16 protein-coding genes are annotated in these 16,789 nt (G+C 68.6%); 8 read left to right on the forward strand and 8 right to left on the reverse strand.

Features of this window, described 5'->3' with window-relative positions; all coding sequences use genetic code 11:
- Position 1: 1 nt before the first annotated feature.
- From fabZ to lpxB, 4 genes are read left to right on the forward strand one after another with little or no spacing between them, the layout of a single operon-like run.
- Positions 2 to 478 carry a 3-hydroxyacyl-ACP dehydratase FabZ gene (gene fabZ, locus ACW17X_RS01875; protein ID WP_135195914.1) on the forward strand — a complete coding sequence of 159 codons (477 nt, stop codon included), beginning with the start codon at positions 2 to 4 and terminating at the stop codon, positions 476 to 478.
- Complete coding sequence (lpxA, locus tag ACW17X_RS01880) at positions 478 to 1,266, forward strand: acyl-ACP--UDP-N-acetylglucosamine O-acyltransferase (protein ID WP_492099355.1); 789 nt, start codon at positions 478 to 480, stop codon at positions 1,264 to 1,266. Before fabZ ends, lpxA begins: the two co-directional genes overlap by 1 nt.
- Positions 1,263 to 2,102 (forward strand): UDP-2,3-diacylglucosamine diphosphatase, encoded by an 840-nt coding sequence (gene lpxI, locus ACW17X_RS01885; RefSeq protein WP_492099357.1) that lies wholly within the window; start codon positions 1,263 to 1,265, stop codon positions 2,100 to 2,102. The genes lpxA and lpxI overlap by 4 nt, the downstream gene beginning before the upstream one ends.
- Entirely contained in the window at positions 2,099 to 3,268 is a 1,170-nt protein-coding gene (gene lpxB, locus ACW17X_RS01890; RefSeq protein ID WP_492099359.1) for a lipid-A-disaccharide synthase, read from the forward strand. The genes lpxI and lpxB overlap by 4 nt, the downstream gene beginning before the upstream one ends.
- 81 nt (positions 3,269 to 3,349) lie before the next feature.
- Here lpxB and gltA read toward each other — a convergent pair whose 3' ends face one another.
- Positions 3,350 to 4,651: a citrate synthase gene (gene gltA / locus ACW17X_RS01895; RefSeq protein ID WP_492040572.1), complete on the reverse strand. Its 1,302-nt coding sequence runs from the start codon at positions 4,649 to 4,651 to the stop codon at positions 3,350 to 3,352.
- Between the two features lie 67 nt (positions 4,652 to 4,718).
- Entirely contained in the window at positions 4,719 to 6,134 is a 1,416-nt protein-coding gene (gene gltX, locus ACW17X_RS01900) for a glutamate--tRNA ligase (protein ID WP_492099361.1), read from the reverse strand.
- 67 nt (positions 6,135 to 6,201) lie between these two features.
- Here gltX and ACW17X_RS01905 point away from each other — a divergent pair, with 67 nt between their 5' ends.
- Positions 6,202 to 8,310 (forward strand): ComEC/Rec2 family competence protein, encoded by a 2,109-nt coding sequence (locus tag ACW17X_RS01905; protein ID WP_492099363.1) that lies wholly within the window; start codon positions 6,202 to 6,204, stop codon positions 8,308 to 8,310.
- On the opposite strand, the gene lexA is transcribed toward ACW17X_RS01905, so the two are convergent.
- From lexA to ACW17X_RS01925, 4 genes are all read right to left on the reverse strand, one after another.
- Positions 8,291 to 8,992, reverse strand: coding sequence for a transcriptional repressor LexA (lexA, locus tag ACW17X_RS01910; RefSeq protein WP_492087232.1), 702 nt, complete (start codon positions 8,990 to 8,992; stop codon positions 8,291 to 8,293). The genes ACW17X_RS01905 and lexA overlap by 20 nt on opposite strands.
- A gap of 123 nt (positions 8,993 to 9,115) precedes the next feature.
- Positions 9,116 to 9,910: an indole-3-glycerol phosphate synthase TrpC gene (gene trpC, locus ACW17X_RS01915; protein WP_492099365.1), complete on the reverse strand. Its 795-nt coding sequence runs from the start codon at positions 9,908 to 9,910 to the stop codon at positions 9,116 to 9,118.
- Entirely contained in the window at positions 9,907 to 10,944 is a 1,038-nt protein-coding gene (gene trpD / locus ACW17X_RS01920; protein WP_492099367.1) for an anthranilate phosphoribosyltransferase, read from the reverse strand. Before trpD ends, trpC begins: the two co-directional genes overlap by 4 nt.
- 16 nt (positions 10,945 to 10,960) lie before the next feature.
- A complete protein-coding gene (locus ACW17X_RS01925) occupies positions 10,961 to 11,551 on the reverse strand; it encodes an anthranilate synthase component II (protein WP_183195200.1) in 591 nt (196 codons plus the stop codon).
- An 88-nt stretch (positions 11,552 to 11,639) separates the two neighbouring features.
- On the opposite strand from ACW17X_RS01925, the gene ACW17X_RS01930 reads away from it, so the two are divergent.
- On the forward strand, positions 11,640 to 11,846 hold the full coding sequence (locus ACW17X_RS01930) for a peptidoglycan-binding protein (RefSeq protein ID WP_492099368.1): 207 nt from the start codon (positions 11,640 to 11,642) through the stop codon (positions 11,844 to 11,846).
- Here ACW17X_RS01930 and trpE read toward each other — a convergent pair.
- Positions 11,843 to 13,360, reverse strand: coding sequence for an anthranilate synthase component I (gene trpE / locus ACW17X_RS01935; RefSeq protein ID WP_492099370.1), 1,518 nt, complete (start codon positions 13,358 to 13,360; stop codon positions 11,843 to 11,845). The genes ACW17X_RS01930 and trpE overlap by 4 nt on opposite strands.
- Positions 13,357 to 15,264: a peptidylprolyl isomerase gene (locus tag ACW17X_RS01940; protein ID WP_492099372.1), complete on the reverse strand. Its 1,908-nt coding sequence runs from the start codon at positions 15,262 to 15,264 to the stop codon at positions 13,357 to 13,359. The genes trpE and ACW17X_RS01940 overlap by 4 nt, the downstream gene beginning before the upstream one ends.
- 138 nt (positions 15,265 to 15,402) lie before the next feature.
- On the opposite strand from ACW17X_RS01940, the gene tpiA reads away from it, so the two are divergent.
- Both tpiA and secG read left to right on the forward strand, forming a co-directional pair.
- Positions 15,403 to 16,152 (forward strand): triose-phosphate isomerase, encoded by a 750-nt coding sequence (gene tpiA, locus ACW17X_RS01945; protein ID WP_492099374.1) that lies wholly within the window; start codon positions 15,403 to 15,405, stop codon positions 16,150 to 16,152.
- A gap of 87 nt (positions 16,153 to 16,239) precedes the next feature.
- Positions 16,240 to 16,665, forward strand: a complete 426-nt coding sequence (gene secG, locus ACW17X_RS01950) for a preprotein translocase subunit SecG (protein WP_492099376.1) — start codon at positions 16,240 to 16,242, stop codon at positions 16,663 to 16,665.
- The last annotated feature ends 124 nt before the right edge of the window (positions 16,666 to 16,789 follow it).

The following is a 16,789-nucleotide window of genomic DNA, read 5'->3' on the forward strand; positions in this document are numbered from 1 at the left end:
GATGAGCGAAGACGGCAAGATCGATTACGCCGAGGTGATGCGGCGGCTGCCGCACCGTTATCCCTTCCTGCTGGTGGACAAGGCCGAGGCCTTCGTGCCCCGGACCTCCATCGTGGGCATCAAGAACGTCACCCATAACGAGCCCTTCTTCCCGGGCCATTTCCCCATCGATCCGGTCATGCCGGGCGTGCTGATCGTCGAGGCCATGGCCCAGACGGGCGCACTGCTGATGTCCAAGACCCTGGACGTGGCCGTGGCCGACAAGGTCATCATGTTCATGTCCATCGACGGCGTGCGCTTCCGCAAACCGGCGCGGCCGGGCGACCAACTGCGCATGGAGGTCAAGGTGATCAAGGCGCGCGGCGACGCCTACAAGTTCCGCGGCGAGACCTTCATTGACGGAAAGCTGGCCGCCGAAGCCGAATTCATGGCCATGGTCGTGACCGTACCCACTCCAGCGACAGAGCCCGCCGCCTGATGACCATCCACACCACCGCCCTGATCGACGCCACGGCGACCCTGGCCGAAGGGGTCGAGGTCGGGCCCTGGTGCACCGTCGGGCCGAATGTGGTCCTGGCCGAGAACGTGCGTCTGGTCAGCCATGTGGTGGTTCAGCAGGACACGACGGTGGGGGCCGGGACGGTGATCCATCCGTTCGCCGTCATCGGCGGCGACCCGCAGCACAACGGCTACAAGGGCGAGCCGGTGCGGCTGGAGATCGGCGAGAACAACCAGATCCGCGAGCACTGCACCTTCAACCGGGGCACGCCGCAGGGGACGGGCGTGACCGTGGTCGGGTCCAACAATCTGTTTATGACGGGCGCACACATCGGTCACGACTGCGTGGTCGGCAGCAATCTGGTCATGGCCAACAACGCGACCCTGGGCGGCCATGCTCATATCGGCGACAAGGTCTTCCTGGGCGGCCTGTGCGCCGTCCACCAGAACGGGCGTGTGGGGCAGGGGGCGATTATCGGCGGTCTGGCCGCCGTGACCCGCGACGTCATCCCCTATGGCTCGGCATGGGGCAATCACGCGCGACTGCGCGGGCTGAACCTGATCGGGCTGAAGCGCAAGGGCTACGGCAAGGATCAGGTGCGGCGTCTGCTGGCGGCCTATCGCGACCTGTTCGAGGGGCAGGGCGAGTTCGCCGGCCGGATCGACGGCGTGGCCCAGGCCTATGCCGACCTGCCCGAGATCATGGAGATCATCGCCTTCATCCGCGACGGCGGGCGGCGTCCGCTGTGTCTGCCGAACGCGGAATGAGCGCGCCCGGCAAGCTGGGCCTGATCGCCGGCGGCGGCGACCTGCCGGCGGCGGTGGCGGCGCGGTGCGACGCCGAGGGCCGGCCGCTCTTCATCATCCGTCTGGCCGGGTTCGCCGACCCCCATCTGACCCGCTGGCCGGGCGCCGAGTTCGGCATGGCCCAGATCGGGGGCATACTGAAGGCGCTGAAGGCTGAAGCCTGTACGACCGTCTGTCTGGCGGGGATCGTCAACCGACCCGATTTCAAGAGTTTGAAGCCGGATTTCAAGGGCGCGACCCTGCTGCCGGGGATCGTCGCAGCGGCGACCCAGGGCGACGACGCCTTGCTGCGTAAGATACTGTCGGTGTTCGAGGCGGAAGGGTTCGCGGTGGAAGGCGCCGACGACATCCTTGGCGGCGAGACCCTGGCGCAGGGCGCGCTCGGCGCTGTGACCCCGACGCCCGAGCAGTTGGCCGATCTGAGAAAGGCGCTGTATGTCGCCGAAAAGTCGGGCGAATTGGACATCGGCCAAGGCGCGGTCGTCTGTGACGGCCTGGTGCTGGCGGTCGAGGCCCAGGAGGGCACTGACGCCATGCTGAACCGGGTGGCGGGCCTGCCGGCCGATCTTCGCGGTTCGGAGGCTGCCCGCAAGGGCGCGCTGGGCAAGGCGCCCAAGCCGATCCAGGACCTGCGCGTCGATATGCCGGTGATCGGGCCGCGCACGGTTGAGCTGGCGGCGGCCGCGGGCCTGGCGGGCATAGGCGGCGTGACCGGGCGGCTGATCCTGATCGACCGGTCGGCTATAGTGGCGGCGGCGGACCGTCTGGGTCTGTTCGTCTGGGGTGAAGACCGATGAGCCGTCCGTTGAAGATCATGCTGGTCGCGGCGGAGGCCTCGGGCGATGCGCTCGGCGCCGGCTTGGCGCAGGCGCTGCGGAAGCGGCTAGGCGAGGCGGTGAGCTTCGTCGGCGTCGGCGGGCCTCGCATGGCGGCGGAGGGCGTCGTCAGTCCGTTCGATATCGCCGAGCTGTCGATCCTGGGCTGGATCGAGGGGCTGCGCGCCTATGGCATGGTCCGGCGCCGGGTCCAGGAGACGGCGGCCCTGGCCGCAGCCGAACAGCCCGACGCCGTGGTCCTGATCGACAGTTGGGGCTTCACAATCCGGGTGGCCGAGGCGATCCGCGCCGCACGACCGGACGTGCCCCTGATCAAATATGTCGGACCACAGGTCTGGGCGTCTCGCCCCGTCCGGGCCAAGACTCTGGCGCGGACCGTCGATCACCTGCTGGCCCTCTACAGCTTCGATGCGCCCTGGTTCGAGCGGGCGGGCCTGCCCACGACCGTGGTGGGGTCTTCGGCGCTTCATGTGGATATGGACCACGCCGACGGCGCGGCCTTCCGGGCTCGGCGGGGCATAGCCGCTGATGCGAAACTGCTGCTGATCCTGCCGGGCAGTCGCCCCGCTGAGATCGTGCGGATGACGCCCGTCTATGAGGCGACGGTGGCTCGCCTGAAGGCGCAGGATCCGAAGTTGGAGGTCGCTGTGGCGGCCGCGGGCACGGTGTCCAAGGATGTGATCGGTCGGGTCTCCGCCTGGCCCTTCCGCGTCCATCTGGTCGACGAGGCCGAGAAATACGACGCCATGCGCGCCGCGACGGCGGCCCTGGCCACCAGCGGCACGGTCTCGACCGAATTGGCCCTGGCCGGGGCGCCCATGGTCATCGCCTACAAGATCGGCGGGCTCAGCTATGAGCTGATGAAACGGGTCGTGACGGCGAAACACATCACCCTGTTCAACATCGCCGCCGATCAGCGGATCGCCCCGGAGTTCATCCAGGGCGAGGCGTCTGCGGAAAATCTAGCGGCCGCCGTCGGGCGTTTGCTGAACGATGCCGAGGCTGCGGCCGAGCAGGCAGGGCGTCAGACGGCGGCGCTGGATCTTATGGGGCGGGGCGGGCCGGATCCTTCGGCCCTGGCCGCCGAGGCGGTGCTGCGGGTCATAGAGGCCAAGGCCGCCAGATAGGCGCGTCGGTTCTGTCTCAGACAAAGAAAAACGCCGGGGCCAGCGCCCCGGCGTTCTGCATTTCAGGCCCTTGGCCGTCGATCAGCCGCGCTGTTCGATCGGCACATAGTCGCGCTCGGTCGGGCCCGTGTAGAGCTGACGCGGGCGGCCGATCTTCTGCGACGGATCCGCCATCATTTCCTGCCACTGGGCGATCCAGCCCACGGTGCGGGCCAGGGCGAACAGGACGGTGAACATGCTGGTCGGGAAGCCCATCGCCGACAGGGTGATGCCCGAATAGAAGTCGACGTTCGGGAACAGCTTGCGCGAGGTGAAGTATTCGTCGTTCAGGGCGACCTTCTCCAGCTCCTTGGCGACCAGGAACAGCGGGTCGTTCTCGCGGCCCGTGGCGGCCAGGACTTCATAGGCCGACTGCTGCATGACCTTGGCGCGCGGATCGTAGTTCTTGTACACGCGGTGGCCGAAGCCCATCAGCTTGTACTTGCGGTCCTTCACGCCCTGGATGAACTCCGGGATGTTGTCCGGGGTGCCGATCTGCTTCAGCATGGTCAGCGCCTCTTCGTTGGCGCCCCCGTGCGAGGGGCCCCACAGGCAGGCGATGCCGGCGGCGATACAGGCGAACGGATTGGCGCCCGACGAACCGGCCAGGCGGACGGTCGAGGTCGATGCGTTCTGCTCGTGGTCGGCGTGCAGGGTGAAGATGCGGTCCATGGCGCGAACCAGGGCCGGATCGACGTGATAGTCCTCGGCCGGCACGGCGAAGCACATGCGCAGAAAGTTCTCGGCATAGGACAGGTCGTTGCGCGGCGACACGAACGGCTGGCCGACGTGATACTTGTAGGCGCGGGCCGCGATGGTCGGCATCTTGGCGATCAGGCGGATGGCCGAGATGTCGCGCTGGACCGGATCATGGATGTCTAGGCTGTCGTGATAGAAGGCCGACAGGGCGCCGACCGTGCCGACCATGATCGCCATCGGGTGGGCGTCGCGGCGGAATCCTTCGAAGAAGCGGTCGAACTGGCTGTGAAGCATCGTGTGCATGGTGATGCTGTTTTCGAACTTCTCGTACTGCGCCGCAGTCGGCAGTTCGCCGTGCAGCAACAGGTGGCAGACCTCCACGAAGTTCGACTTTGACGCCAGTTGGTCGATCGGATAGCCACGGTGCAGCAGCACCCCGGCGTCGCCGTCGATATAGGTCAGGGCCGACTCGCACGCAGCGGTGGAGGTAAAGCCCGGGTCGAAGGTGAAGGCGCCCGTACCCGCATACATCTTGCGGATGTCGATGACGTCCGGGCCGGTGGAGCCCGAAAGGACCGGCAACTCGATGGTCTTGCCCTCGAAGGACAGGGTCGCCGAGCCGGCGGTATTGGCTTGTTCAGTCATGAAATGCCCCTTTGCATCACACGTCCAGGCGCGGGGAGGCGTCGGCCGCTTTTTTGGTTGTGGGTGATCACTTAGTCTGTTGCAGCGCATCATCCAAGCGCCCGAGACTTTCGTCGCGCCCAAGAGCGGACAAAGTTCGTGCGATATCGGGTGAAGTTGACCCAGCGGTAAGGGCCGTCCGCATCGGCGGACCGATCTTGCCGAACCCGACCTGTTCGGATTCGGCGAAGCTTTTGAGTTCGGCTTCCAGGGCGAAGACGTCCCAGGACTGGAACAGGGCCAGCCGGTCGCGCAGGCGCGCCAGGCGATCCAAGGTGTCGCCCGACAGCAGGGCGCGACCCTTTTCGTCCAGGGCCAGGGGGCGGGCCTTGAGCACAAACTCGGTCTGGTCGGCCAGGTCCAGCACGGTCTTGGCGCGGTCCTTCACGAAGGGCATGGCGCGCTGAAGCCTGGCCTCGTCGGCTTCGGCAAGGCTGCGGCCTCGGGCCAGATGAACGTCCAGCGTCAGCTTGGCCAGCCGCTCGTCGTCGGCCAGGCGCAGCCAGTGCGAATTGACGTGGGCCAGCTTGTCGAAGTCCAGCCGGGCCGGGGCCTTGCCGATTCCGGCCAGGTCGAACCATTCGATCGCCTGGGCGTCGCTGAAGAGTTCGTCGTCGCCGTGCGCCCAGCCCAGCCGGGCGAGGTAGTTGCGCATGGCCTCGGGCAGATAGCCCATCTCGGCATATTCGTGGACCGCTTGGGCGCCGTGCCGTTTCGACAGCTTGGCGCCGTCGGGGCCGTGGATGAGGGGGATGTGGGCGAAGGTCGGGCGGGTCCAGCCCAGGGCGTCGTAGATCAGGCTCTGGCGGGCGGCGTTGTTCAGGTGGTCGTCGCCACGGATGACATGGGTGACTCCCATATCGTGGTCGTCGACCACCACGGCGAGATTATAGGTCGGGGCCCCGTCCGAGCGCAGCAGGACCAGGTCGTCGAGGTCGTCGGTCGACCAGCTGACCGAGCCCTGGACCTCGTCCGCGACGGTGATGGTGACGGACTGAGGCCGGCGGAAGCGGACGACGTGCGGCAGGGCCAGGTCGTCGACGGTCGGGGTGCGGTCGCGCCAGGGCGATTCGAAGGCTCGGCGCTCGGCCTTGGCGGCGTCGCGCAGGCGGCCGGTTTCCTCGGCGGTCGTGAAGTCGCGATAGGCGTGACCGGTCTCCAGCAACTGATCGACCACTTCGCGGTGACGGTCGGCGCGGCTGAACTGGAAGACGGGTTCTTCGTCGGCGAACAGCTCCAGCCAGCTCAGGCCGTCGAAGATGGCCTTCACCGCTTCGTCGGTCGAACGTTCGCGGTCGGTGTCCTCGACCCGGATCAGGAAGCGCCCCGCGTGTCTCTTGGCGTACAGCCAGTTGAACAAGGCGGTTCTCGCACCGCCGATATGCAGATAGCCTGTCGGCGAGGGGGCGAAGCGGGTGACGACAGTCGAAGAGGGCAGGGTCATGGGGGAAGGGTCCGTAAGCGAGGCCCTTATACGCCCCGACGCGTCAAAGCCTACCCCCGCCGCGAGATTGAGCGCCTGGCTGGCTGAAGAGGTCGCAGCCCAGACGCTGCGATGGCGGCTATGGGCGCCCGTGGCCTTCGGGGCGGGAAGCGCGATCTATTTCGCCCTGCGGTTCGAGCCCTTGTTGTGGCCGCTGCTGGCGGCGGCCGGACTGGCGCTTGCAGCTTGGCTGATGGTCAAGCGGCGCGGTTGGAGGCGGAGCCGGACTTGGCCGTTGATGATCCTCGCCTGTCTGCTCGGGGGCATGGCGGCCGCGAAGGTGCGAACCGAGGCCGTCACCGCGCCGATCGCGCCCACCTTGAGCGAGGCGACGATTATCGAAGCCTGGGTGGTCGATGTCGATAGCCCGGGCCAGAACGGCGCGCGTGTTGTAGCGGCGCCGGTTTTGATTCGAGGGGTCGAGGCGGAGCGGACGCCGGTGCGGTTGCGGGCCACGGTGCGGGGCGAGCCGCCGAGACCGGGCGAGGCGATCCGACTGTTCGCCATCCTCAATCCGCCGCCTGCGCCCGCCAGCCCCGGCGCTTATGATTTTGGCCGCAACGCCTTCTTCCAAGGCATGGGGGGCGTGGCCTTCGCCTTGGGCGAGACGCGGCGGATCGATTTACCGCCGGCGCCGTGGCGACTGCGGCTGGCTATGGCGGTGAACGGAGCGCGCTACGCCCTGGCGGAACGGATCGTGGCGCGGCTGGGGGAGCGGACCGGCGGGATCGCGGCGGCGATGACCACCAGCCACGAGGCCTGGATCAGCCAGGAGGATATGGATGTGATGCGGGATTCGGGCCTAGCCCACATTCTGTCGGTCTCGGGCCTGCACATGGCGATTGTCGGGGGCTTCGTATTTTTCGCTGCGCGTCTGGTAGTGGCGGCCTGGCCTTGGCTGGCGCTGCGGGTTTCGGGCAAGAAGGTCGCGGCTGTCGCGGGCCTGGCGGCGGTGGGCGCCTATCTGGTGGTGTCGGGCGCGCCGCCGCCAGCCGAGCGGGCGGCGATCACGGCCTCCATCGCCTTCCTGGCCATTCTCCTGGATCGGCAGGCGGTGACGATGCACGGGTTGGCGGTGGCGGCGTTCGCCGTGCTGGCGATACAGCCTGAAGCCATCGTCACGCCGGGCTTCCAGATGTCGTTTGCGGCGACGGCGGCGCTGGTGGCCCTGGTCGAGGCCTGGCCCAAGCGGGTGCGCGAGATTTCCGCGCCCTGGCCCATAGTGGCGGCGCAGAGGTTCGGCGGCTGGCTGGCGGCGGCGGTGGCGGCCAGCGTCGTGGCGGGACTGGCGACGGGACCGTTCGCCATGCAGCACTTCAACCGGACGGCCATGTATGGGCTGCTGGCCAATCTGGGGACGGCGCCGGTGGCGGACTTTGTCTTGATGCCAGCCTTGGCGCTGGGGGCGGCGCTGGAGCCGTTGGGGATGGGGGCCCCGTTTCTGGCGGTGGCGGGGTGGGGCGTCGACCTGATGTTGGCGATAGGGGGCTGGACGGCGGGGCTGCCGGGCGCTGTGCGAACGGTGGCGAGTGCGCCTGACTATGTGCTGCCCCTGGCCTTTCTGGGCGTGCTGTTCGTCTGTCTGTGGCAGGGGCGGCTGCGTTGGCTGGGGTTGCCGCTGGCGGCAGCGGTGCTGGTCTGGCCGCGCGCGCCGACGCCGGACGTCTGGATCGGCGACGGCGGGACCAATGCGGCGTTTCATCATCAGGGCGAGGCGGTCGTGATCCGGCCGGGTGTGCGTGAGTTCGCGGCGGACCTTTGGTCCCGGCGGCGCGGGCTGAGCCTGGCGGATCGGGCGGAGGCGGGCTGGGCCTGCGACCGATACTCATGCCGGCCCGAGACCGCCGAGGCGGGGGCGGTCGCCCTGTGGTGGGGCAGGCGGGCGCCGGATGTGCAGCAGATGGGAGCCCTGTGCCGTGCGGCGCCGGTCGTCAGCGTGCGGGCGGTCGTTCATGCCCTGCCCAGCTCATGCGAGGGGCGGCTGGTGCTGGACGGAGCCGACTTCGCGCGCGGCGGGGCGGTGGAGTTGTGGCGCGACGGAGCGGACCGCTGGACAGCGGTGTGGACGGCCGACGTGCGCGGGGATCGACCCTGGGCGCGCCGGCCGGATCCGGATGTCAGTGATAGCGGCGCATGAGGCCGACCAGCTTGCCCTGGACCTCGACCTGGTCGGGGCCGAAGATGCGGGTCTCATAGGCGCGGTTTGCGGGCTCCAGGGCGATGGAGCCGCCCTTGCGGCGCAGGCGTTTCAAGGTGGCTTCTTCGCCCTCGACCAGGGCCACGACGATCTCGCCGTTGTTGGCCGTGTCGCCGCGACGGATGACCACAAGGTCGCCGTTCAGGATGCCGGCCTCGATCATCGAGTCGCCCTCGATCTCGAGGACATAGTGATCGCCCTTGCCCAGCATGGATTCGGGCACGGACAGGCGCTCCTGCTCGTGCTGAATGGCGGCGATGGGGGTGCCAGCGGCGATCTTGCCCAGCAAGGGCAGTTCGCGCGTGTCGTTGGCGGCGGATGCCGCAGCGGGGCGGGGCGCGCCGCCGCCGCCTTCGATGACGTCAGGCTTGAAGCCGGCCCGGCCGCGCGGGGCGCCGGCGGTCGCCTGTTCAGGCAGTTTGGTCACTTCCAGAGCGCGGGCGCGGTGGGCGAGGCGGCGGATGAAGCCGCGTTCCTCCAGCGCCGTGATCAGCCGGTGTATGCCCGACTTGGACGCCAGATCCAGCGCCTCCTTCATCTCGTCGAACGAGGGTGAGACGCCGGTCTCTTGAATCCGTTCGTGGATGAACATCAGCAATTCGTGCTGCTTGCGCGTGAGCATCGCCTGGCCCTCATGAGCCCCTTCCTCGAATCGGAACGGGCCGTGAACATTGACGATGTTCTGTAAGTGTTCCTTCCTAATGTCAACTTAACGGCGTCGCTTCACCACGCGCCTCGGGCTGAATCAGGCGGCCAGCAGCTTGCGGGTGGCGGCCTCGACGTCGGCCTGACGCATCAGGCTTTCGCCGACCAGAATGGCCTGGGCGTGGGCGGCGGAGACGCGCTCGACGTCCTCGGGCGTGAAGATGCCGCTCTCGGCGACCAGCAGGGCGCGGACGGGGCTGAGCATGGACAGGCGCTCGGTCACTTCCAGATCGACCTCGAAGGTGCGGAGCGACCGGTTGTTGATCCCGACCAGGTCGCCGTTCAGGGCGCAGGCGCGGGCCATTTCGGCTTCGTCGTGGGTTTCGATCAGGGCGTCCATGCCGAAGCGCTCGGCCTCGGCCAGCAGTTCGGCGGCCAGGGCGTCGTCGATCATCGCCAGGATGATCAGAATACAGTCGGCGCCCAGGGCCCGGCTTTCGGCCACCTGCCAGGGGTCGACCAGGAAGTCCTTGCGCAGGCAGGGCAGGGCCGTGGCGGCGCGGGCCTGGCCCAGATAGGCGTCGTCGCCCTGGAAACTGGGGCCATCGGTCAGAACCGACAGGCAGGACGCGCCGCCGGCCTGGTAGGCGATGGCCAGGGCGGTCGGGTCGAAGTCAGGGCGGATCAGGCCCTTTGACGGGCTGGCCTTCTTGATCTCGGCGATCAGGGCGGGGCGGCCGGTTTCTTCGACGGTTCGGTCGAGGGCGGCGCGGAAGCCGCGCGGAGCCGAGGCGGCCTGGGCCAGGGCCTCGATGGCGTCCTGGGAGGTCGCGGCCTTGCGGGCGGCGACATCCTCGCGCTTGTAGGCGGCGATGCGGTCCAGGACGTCGGTCATGCTTTGTCTTCGGTATCCAGCGGCGTGGAGGTGATGCGGGCCAGACGCTCCAGCGCCTGTGCGGCGCGGCCGTCGTCGATGGCGGCGGCGGCGAGGACGGCCCCTTCGGCGAGGTCCGTCGCCTGATCCGACACCACCAGGGCGGCGGCGGCGTTCAGCAGGACTATGTCGCGATAGGCGCCGGTCTGACCCGCCAGCAGGGCGCGCAGGGCCGCGGCGTTCTCCTCGCCGTCGCCGCCGCGGATGGCGTCGATGGAGGCGCGAGGAAGACCGGCGTCCTCGGGCGTGACCTGGAAACGGCGGACGGCGCCGTCCTTCCATTCTGCGACTTCCGTCGGGCCGGATGTGGCCAGTTCATCCAGGCCCTGGCCATGGACGGTCCAGGCGCGGGTGGCGCCAAGCCGGCCCAAAACTTCGACCAGGGGCTCGAGCAGGCGGGGGTCATAGACGCCCATGACCTGGCGTTTCGCCTGGGCCGGGTTGGACAGCGGGCCGAGCAGGTTGAAGACGGTGCGGAAACCGATCTCGGCCCGCACCGGCCCGACGTGGCGCATGGCGCCGTGATAGGCGGGGGCGAACAGGAAACAGATTCCGGCCTCGTCCAGCGCCTTGCGCTGCTGATCCGGGGTGGCGGCCAGGTTGACGCCCAGGATCGACAGGACGTCGGAGGAGCCGGATTTCGAGGATATGGCCCGGTTGCCGTGCTTGGCGACCTTCAGGCCCGCGCCGGCCAGGACCAGGGCGGCGGCGGTGGAGATGTTGTAGGTGTGCTGGCCGTCGCCGCCGGTGCCGCAGGTGTCGATCACCTCGTAGGGATGGTCCAGCGTCAGGGCGGCGTCGCGCATGGCCTGGGCGAAGGCGGCGATCTCGTCCACCGTCTCGCCCCGGATGCGCAGGGCGGTGACGGCGGCCGCGACCTGCGACGGGGTCGGTTCGCCACGCAGGCAGGCGGCGAAGAAGTCGTGCGCCTGCTCGGACGTCAGGGGGTGGCCCTCGACCAGTCGGGCGAGGATCGGCTTGAATCCGTCAGCCATGATCAGGCCGCCACGATCAGGCGGCCGCGAGGCGCTTCACGCCGGCGATCTCGAGGAAGTTGGCCAGCATGTCGTGGCCGTGTTCGGTGGCGATGGATTCCGGGTGGAACTGGACGCCATGAATCGGGCGGCTGCGGTGCTGGAGCCCCATGATCTCGCCGTCGGCGGTCCAACTGGTGACTTCCAGACAGTCGGGCAGGGTTTCGCGCTTCACCGCCAGTGAATGATAGCGGGTGGCGGTGAAGGGCGAGGGCAGGCCGGCGAAGACGCTCTTGCCGTCGTGCAGAATCGGCGAGGTCTTGCCGTGCATCAGGGTCTTGGCGCGGATCACGTCGCCGCCGAAGGCCTGGCCGATGGCCTGGTGCCCCAGGCAGACGCCCAGGATCGGCATGGAGGCCGGGGCGCTCTCGATCAGCGGCAGGCATATGCCGGCCTGGTCCGGCGCACAGGGGCCGGGGGACAGCAGGACGGCGGCGGGGTTCAGCGCCCAGGCCTCGTCCGCCGTCAGGTCGTCGTTGCGCACCACATGGGTCGGCGCGCCCAACTCCGCGAGGTAGTGGACGAGGTTGTAGGTAAAGCTGTCGTAGTTATCGACGACGAGGATCATGATCTGGCTTCTAGGCGTGACAAGCCGCCGCGCCAAGCGTGCGCGGCGTTAAAGCGCATCTTAACATTGGTGCGGGCAGATGGGGGTTGTGAAACTGAGCGCCGAAAAAGACATCGCCGACAAGATCGCCGCCGCCAAGGCGAAGCTTGTCGTGGTCGAACCCAAGCCAGCCAGCCCCTATGCGGCCCTGGCCGCCGCCGCCCTGGCCGCGACGGCGGCCGTGGTCATGGCTGGGGTCGTCGTGTTGGGGCCGGGCGTCCGCTTTGACGAACCCCCGGCGACCTACGGGCCCTAGCGATTGCCGGTGCGGAAGCGCCAGGCGTCGTCGGCGGCCCGCATGGGTGCGCGGGCCTTGTGCCGGGTCTCGGCGTATTCGGCCGCAGGATCGCTGTCGGCGACCACGCCGGCGCCGGCCTGGACGAAGATCTGATCATCGGCGAACAGGGCGGTGCGCAGGGTGATGCAGATATCCGCCTCGCCCCCGGCCGAGATGTAACCGACCCCGCCGCCGTAGCCGACGCCGCGCTTTTCGGTCTCCAGCTCGTCGATCACTTCCATGGCCCGCACCTTGGGCGCGCCTGACAAGGTGCCGGCGGGAAGCGCCGCCAGCAGGGTGTCGACGGCGTCCAGTTTCGGATCGGCCTTGCCGCGCACATTGGAGACGATGTGCATGACCTGGCTGTAGCGTTCGACGACGAAGCTCTCGGTCACTTCGACCGTGCCCGGCGCCGCGACGCGGCCGACGTCGTTGCGGCCCAGGTCCAGCAGCATCAGATGTTCGGCGCGTTCCTTGGGATCGGCGAGCAGTTCGACCTCCAGCGCCTTGTCGGCCTCGGGCGTCGCGCCGCGCATGCGGGTGCCGGCTAGCGGGCGGATGGTGACCTGGCCGTCCTTCAGCCGAACCAGGATCTCCGGGCTGGAGCCGGCCAGCTGGAAGCCTTCGAAGTTCAGATAGAAGAGATAGGGCGACGGGTTCTGGCGACGCAGGGAGCGGTAGAAGGCGAAGGGATCTTCGGTCCAGGGGGCCGAGAAGCGGTGGCTGAGCACGACCTGGAAGATGTCTCCGGCGGCGATATAGTCCTTGGCCTTGGCCACCATCTCGCCGAACCCGGCCTCATCTACGGGTGAGGCGAAGGTCGGAGCGGGCGTCGGCTGCGGGGCCGCGCGCACCGGGAGCGGCTCGCGCAGGGCGGTCTCGAAGGCGTCCAGCCGGGCGACGGCGGCGTCGAAGGCGTCACGTGCCGCGCCCCCCGTGTCGGGATAGGCGGCGGAGACCAGGATGATCTCCTGGCCCACCGAATCGAAGATCGCCACCAGGGAGGGGCGGGTCAGGACCGCGTCGGGCAGGTCCAGCGGATCGGGATTGGGTTCGCCCAGCGGCTCGAGCAGGCGCACCATGTCATAGCCGAAGACGCCGAACAGGCCGGCGGCCATGGGCGGCAGGCCCTCCGGCAGGTCGAATTTGGAAGCGGCGATCAGGGCGCGGAGCGACTGGAGCGTCGGCAGGGCCTCGGAAATGAACCGGCCCTCGGCGATGGCGGGACCGCGCGCCAGTTCGGCCGCGTTCGACCGGCAGCGCCAGACCACGTCGGGATCCAGGGTCAGGATCGAATAGCGGCCCTTGACCGCGCCGCCTTCGACCGATTCCAGCAGGCAGGCGTAGGGCCGGCTGTGACCCAGTTTCAGGTAGGCGGAGACCGGCGTCTCCAGGTCATCGATGACGCGCCGCACCAGCACCTGCGGCCGACCGGCCGAGAGGCCGGCGGCGAAGGCGTCGAAATCGGGTTTGCCGGAAGTCGCGTCGGTCATTGGGCCGGAGCGGCGGGGGCGGTCGGCTGGGCGGGCAGACCCAGGGCTTGACGCGCCAGGGCGACGTCGTTCTTGGCCTTGGAGCGTTTGGCGCCGGCGGTCATCGAGGTCTGGACCATGGCCTGGACCATTTCCTGGGTGATGCGCGGACGGGCCTGTTCAGCCAGTGGGCCGGCGACGGCCGGGTTGGCGGCGTGGATGTTATCGACGCGGCCGACCAGATAGCCGCCTTCGCCGGGTTGCGAGAAGACCTGGCCCTTGGCCGGGCCGAACAGGCCCTGCAGCACGCCCTGACCGAGCGACTCCTGCGTGGCCTGGTCGCGCACCACGCCGGTGCGGACCGTCAGGGGCGCGTTGACCGAGCGGGCCACGGCGGCGATGTCCTGGCCCTGGCGGACGCGGCCAGCCAGTTCCTCGGCCTTGGCGGAGATGCGGCGCGAAATCTCGCGTTGGGTCCATTGGGCGGCCAGAGGCTCACGAACCTCGGCCAGGGTCGGCAGGGCCGACGGGCGGATGTCGTTCACGCGAACGGCGAAATACTGGCCCTGGCCGGCGTCGATCAGGTCGCTTTCGCCGCCCTTGGTCAGGCTCCAGGCCGTTTCGAAGATCTGCGGCGGAGCATTCAGGGCCTGGCCGTTCGTCAGTTTGCCGTCCTGGGTGAAGGGGGGCAGATTGACGATCCGGCCGCCGGCTTCACGCGCGGCGTCGGCCAGGTTCTTGCCGGCGGTGCGGGCGGCCTCGTATTTCTCGACCTTGGCGTAGGTCTGGCCCTTCACGTCCTCGGCGCGCAGTTCCTGGACGATCTGCTCTCGGGCGCTTTCCAGCGTGGCGGGCTGGCCCGGCTGGACCGCAGTCAGTTTGGCGACGGCGAAGCCGACGCCGGCCTGGACAGGATCAGAAACCTGACCGGCTTGCAGGCCGAAGACGGCGGCGGCGGTGGCGGCGTCGCCGATGGCGGCGCGCGGGGTGGCGTTGAAGTTGGCGGGCTGGATGCTGTTGGCGCGACCGACGTTTTCGGGCGACTGACCGGCGCGCAGAGCGGCGGCGATCTTCTGAGCCACGTCGCGGCTGGGCGCCGTCAGGGTGACGAAGGTGCGGGTTTCGGGCTGGCTCAGGCTGTCCTTCTTGAACTCGAAACGTTCGCGGATCCGGTCATCGGAGATGGCGGGGGCCGCGCCGGGGTCGGGCGTGAACAGCACGACCGAGACCATCCGGAACTCGGGCGCGCGCAGACGGGCGGCGTTTTCCTGGATGAAGGCGTTCAGCTGGGCGTCGGTGGGGGCGGGAACTTCGCCGGTCATGGCGGGCGTGACCTCGAACCAGCGGCCGTCGCGGGTTTCGAAGGCGGCGCCGGCGAGCAGGGCGCCATAGATGCGCGGCGCGCGGGCGCCGGCGAAGATGGCGGAGCCGAAATGCTCGGTCGCATACTGGTCGCGCAGGTCCTGCTCCAGCATGGCCGGGGTCAGGTTTTGCTGAGCCAGAGCGCTCTCATAGGCCTGCTGGTCGAACTGGCCGGTGACCGAGTTGAAGAAGGCCGGGATCTGGCGGATCTGTTTGACGATCAGTTCCTTGCCGGGGCGGATGCCCGCCTTCCAGGCCCAGTTCAGGAAGCCGAGCTGTTCGGTCTGGCTGTCCAGGAAACGGGTATGGATGTTCTCGGCGATCAGGTCCTCGTTGGTCACGGGACGGCCGGCCTGCTGCTGGATGTTCTCGCGCACCCGCCCGAAGGCGGCGGTGAACTCGGCCTCGTTCATCGAACGATCGCCGGCGTCGATCACATGTCTCGGGCCCAGGTTGGCGAAGACATCCATCCGCGCGCCCACGATCACGAAGCTGATGGCGATCAGCACGAGCAGGGCGGCGGCCCACTTGGAGCGCGAGAAGGCGCGGAAGGCGGTGATCATTCGAAGACCCGGAGATTTGCCGACAGTGGCGTCGCTCCGGCGTATAGTCGGGGCGGGCGCGCCCCCGCAAGGACAGCGTGGTGTCCAGATTGCGGCGCCCCCCTTGGCTTGGCCCTTTTCGCCCCCTAGACAGGCGCGATGAAACAATCCGTGAAGCTGATCATCGGCAATTGGAAGATGCACGGCGTGGCGGCCGACTTAGCCGAGGTTCGGGCGCTGGTTGAAGGGGGGCAAGACTTTCGGTCTGACTGCCGCATCGCCCTGTGTCCTCCTGCCACTCTGACGGATCGCATGCGGCATGTCCTGGCCGGCAGCCGGGTCGAACTGGGCGGGCAGGACTGCCATCAATCGCCTTCCGGCGCCTGTACCGGATCGGTCTCTGCCGAGATGCTGGTCGATGCTGGCGCCACTCTGGTGATTCTGGGGCACTCGGAACGTCGCGGGGCCTTTGGTGAGACGGACGCCGAAGTGGCGGCCAAGGTCGAGGCGGCGATTGCAGTGGGACTGGAACCCATCGTCTGCGTCGGCGAGACCCTGGAGCAGCGCGAGGCGGGGCAGGCGGCTGCGATCGTCAGCGCCCAGGTCGAGGGGGCGCTGGCGGACGGTCTATCCGAGAGGCCGTTTGCGGTCGCCTATGAACCGGTCTGGGCCATAGGTACGGGCCTGACGCCTAGCCTGGAGCAGATTGCAGAGGTTCACGCCGCAGTGCGATCCGCCATGATCCGGCGTCTGGGTCAGGCGGCGCGGCGGGCGCCGATCCTTTACGGCGGGTCGGTAAAGCCGGACAATGCGGCCGAAATTCTTGGCGTGTCCGAGGTTGGCGGCGCCCTCGTCGGCGGGTCTTCGCTGAAGGCTGAGGATTTCCTGAAGATCATCCGCGCGGCCTGACGACGGCTTGAGGTTTGCCCCCCGGCGGCTTCGGTGATAGAGGCCGCCGCTTGATCGGCGCAGCTCCGCGCCTACATGAATGACGCCATGCTCCAGACCATCCTGCTCGTCGCCATCATCCTGATCGCCGTCTCCTTGACGGGCGTCGTGCTGCTGCAGCGCTCCGAGGGCGGCGCGCTGGGCATGGGCGGCGGCCCTTCGGGCTTCATGACGGCGCGCGGCGCCGGCAATCTGCTGACCAAGATCACCTGGGTGCTGGCCTTCCTCCTGTTCGGCCTGACCATCGTGCTGACGGTCGTGGGCAATATGGACCGCGCCTCGGTCTCGGTGATCGACGCCGACGCCGTGGGCTCGCTGGCCACTACGCCGCAGACCCAACAGCAACAGCCCGCTCAGCCGCAACCGGCCGCGCCGGCCCAGCCGGCGGCGCCTTCGCTGGACGATCTGGAAGCTAGTCTGCCGTCGGCGACGACGGCGCCGGCGACCGCTCCGGCCCAGCAGCCCGCCCAGTAACGGGCCGGCGACCGACCCGAAATCCCCGAAAGCGCGCCGCAGGGCGCGCTTTCTTCTTTTGATCAACAGTTCGATTCGCGGCGGCCCATGCGTCGTTCGCGAATCATGGAGTAAGGTGTCCGCC

The organism is Brevundimonas sp. FV1ye4L (genome assembly GCF_058681255.1).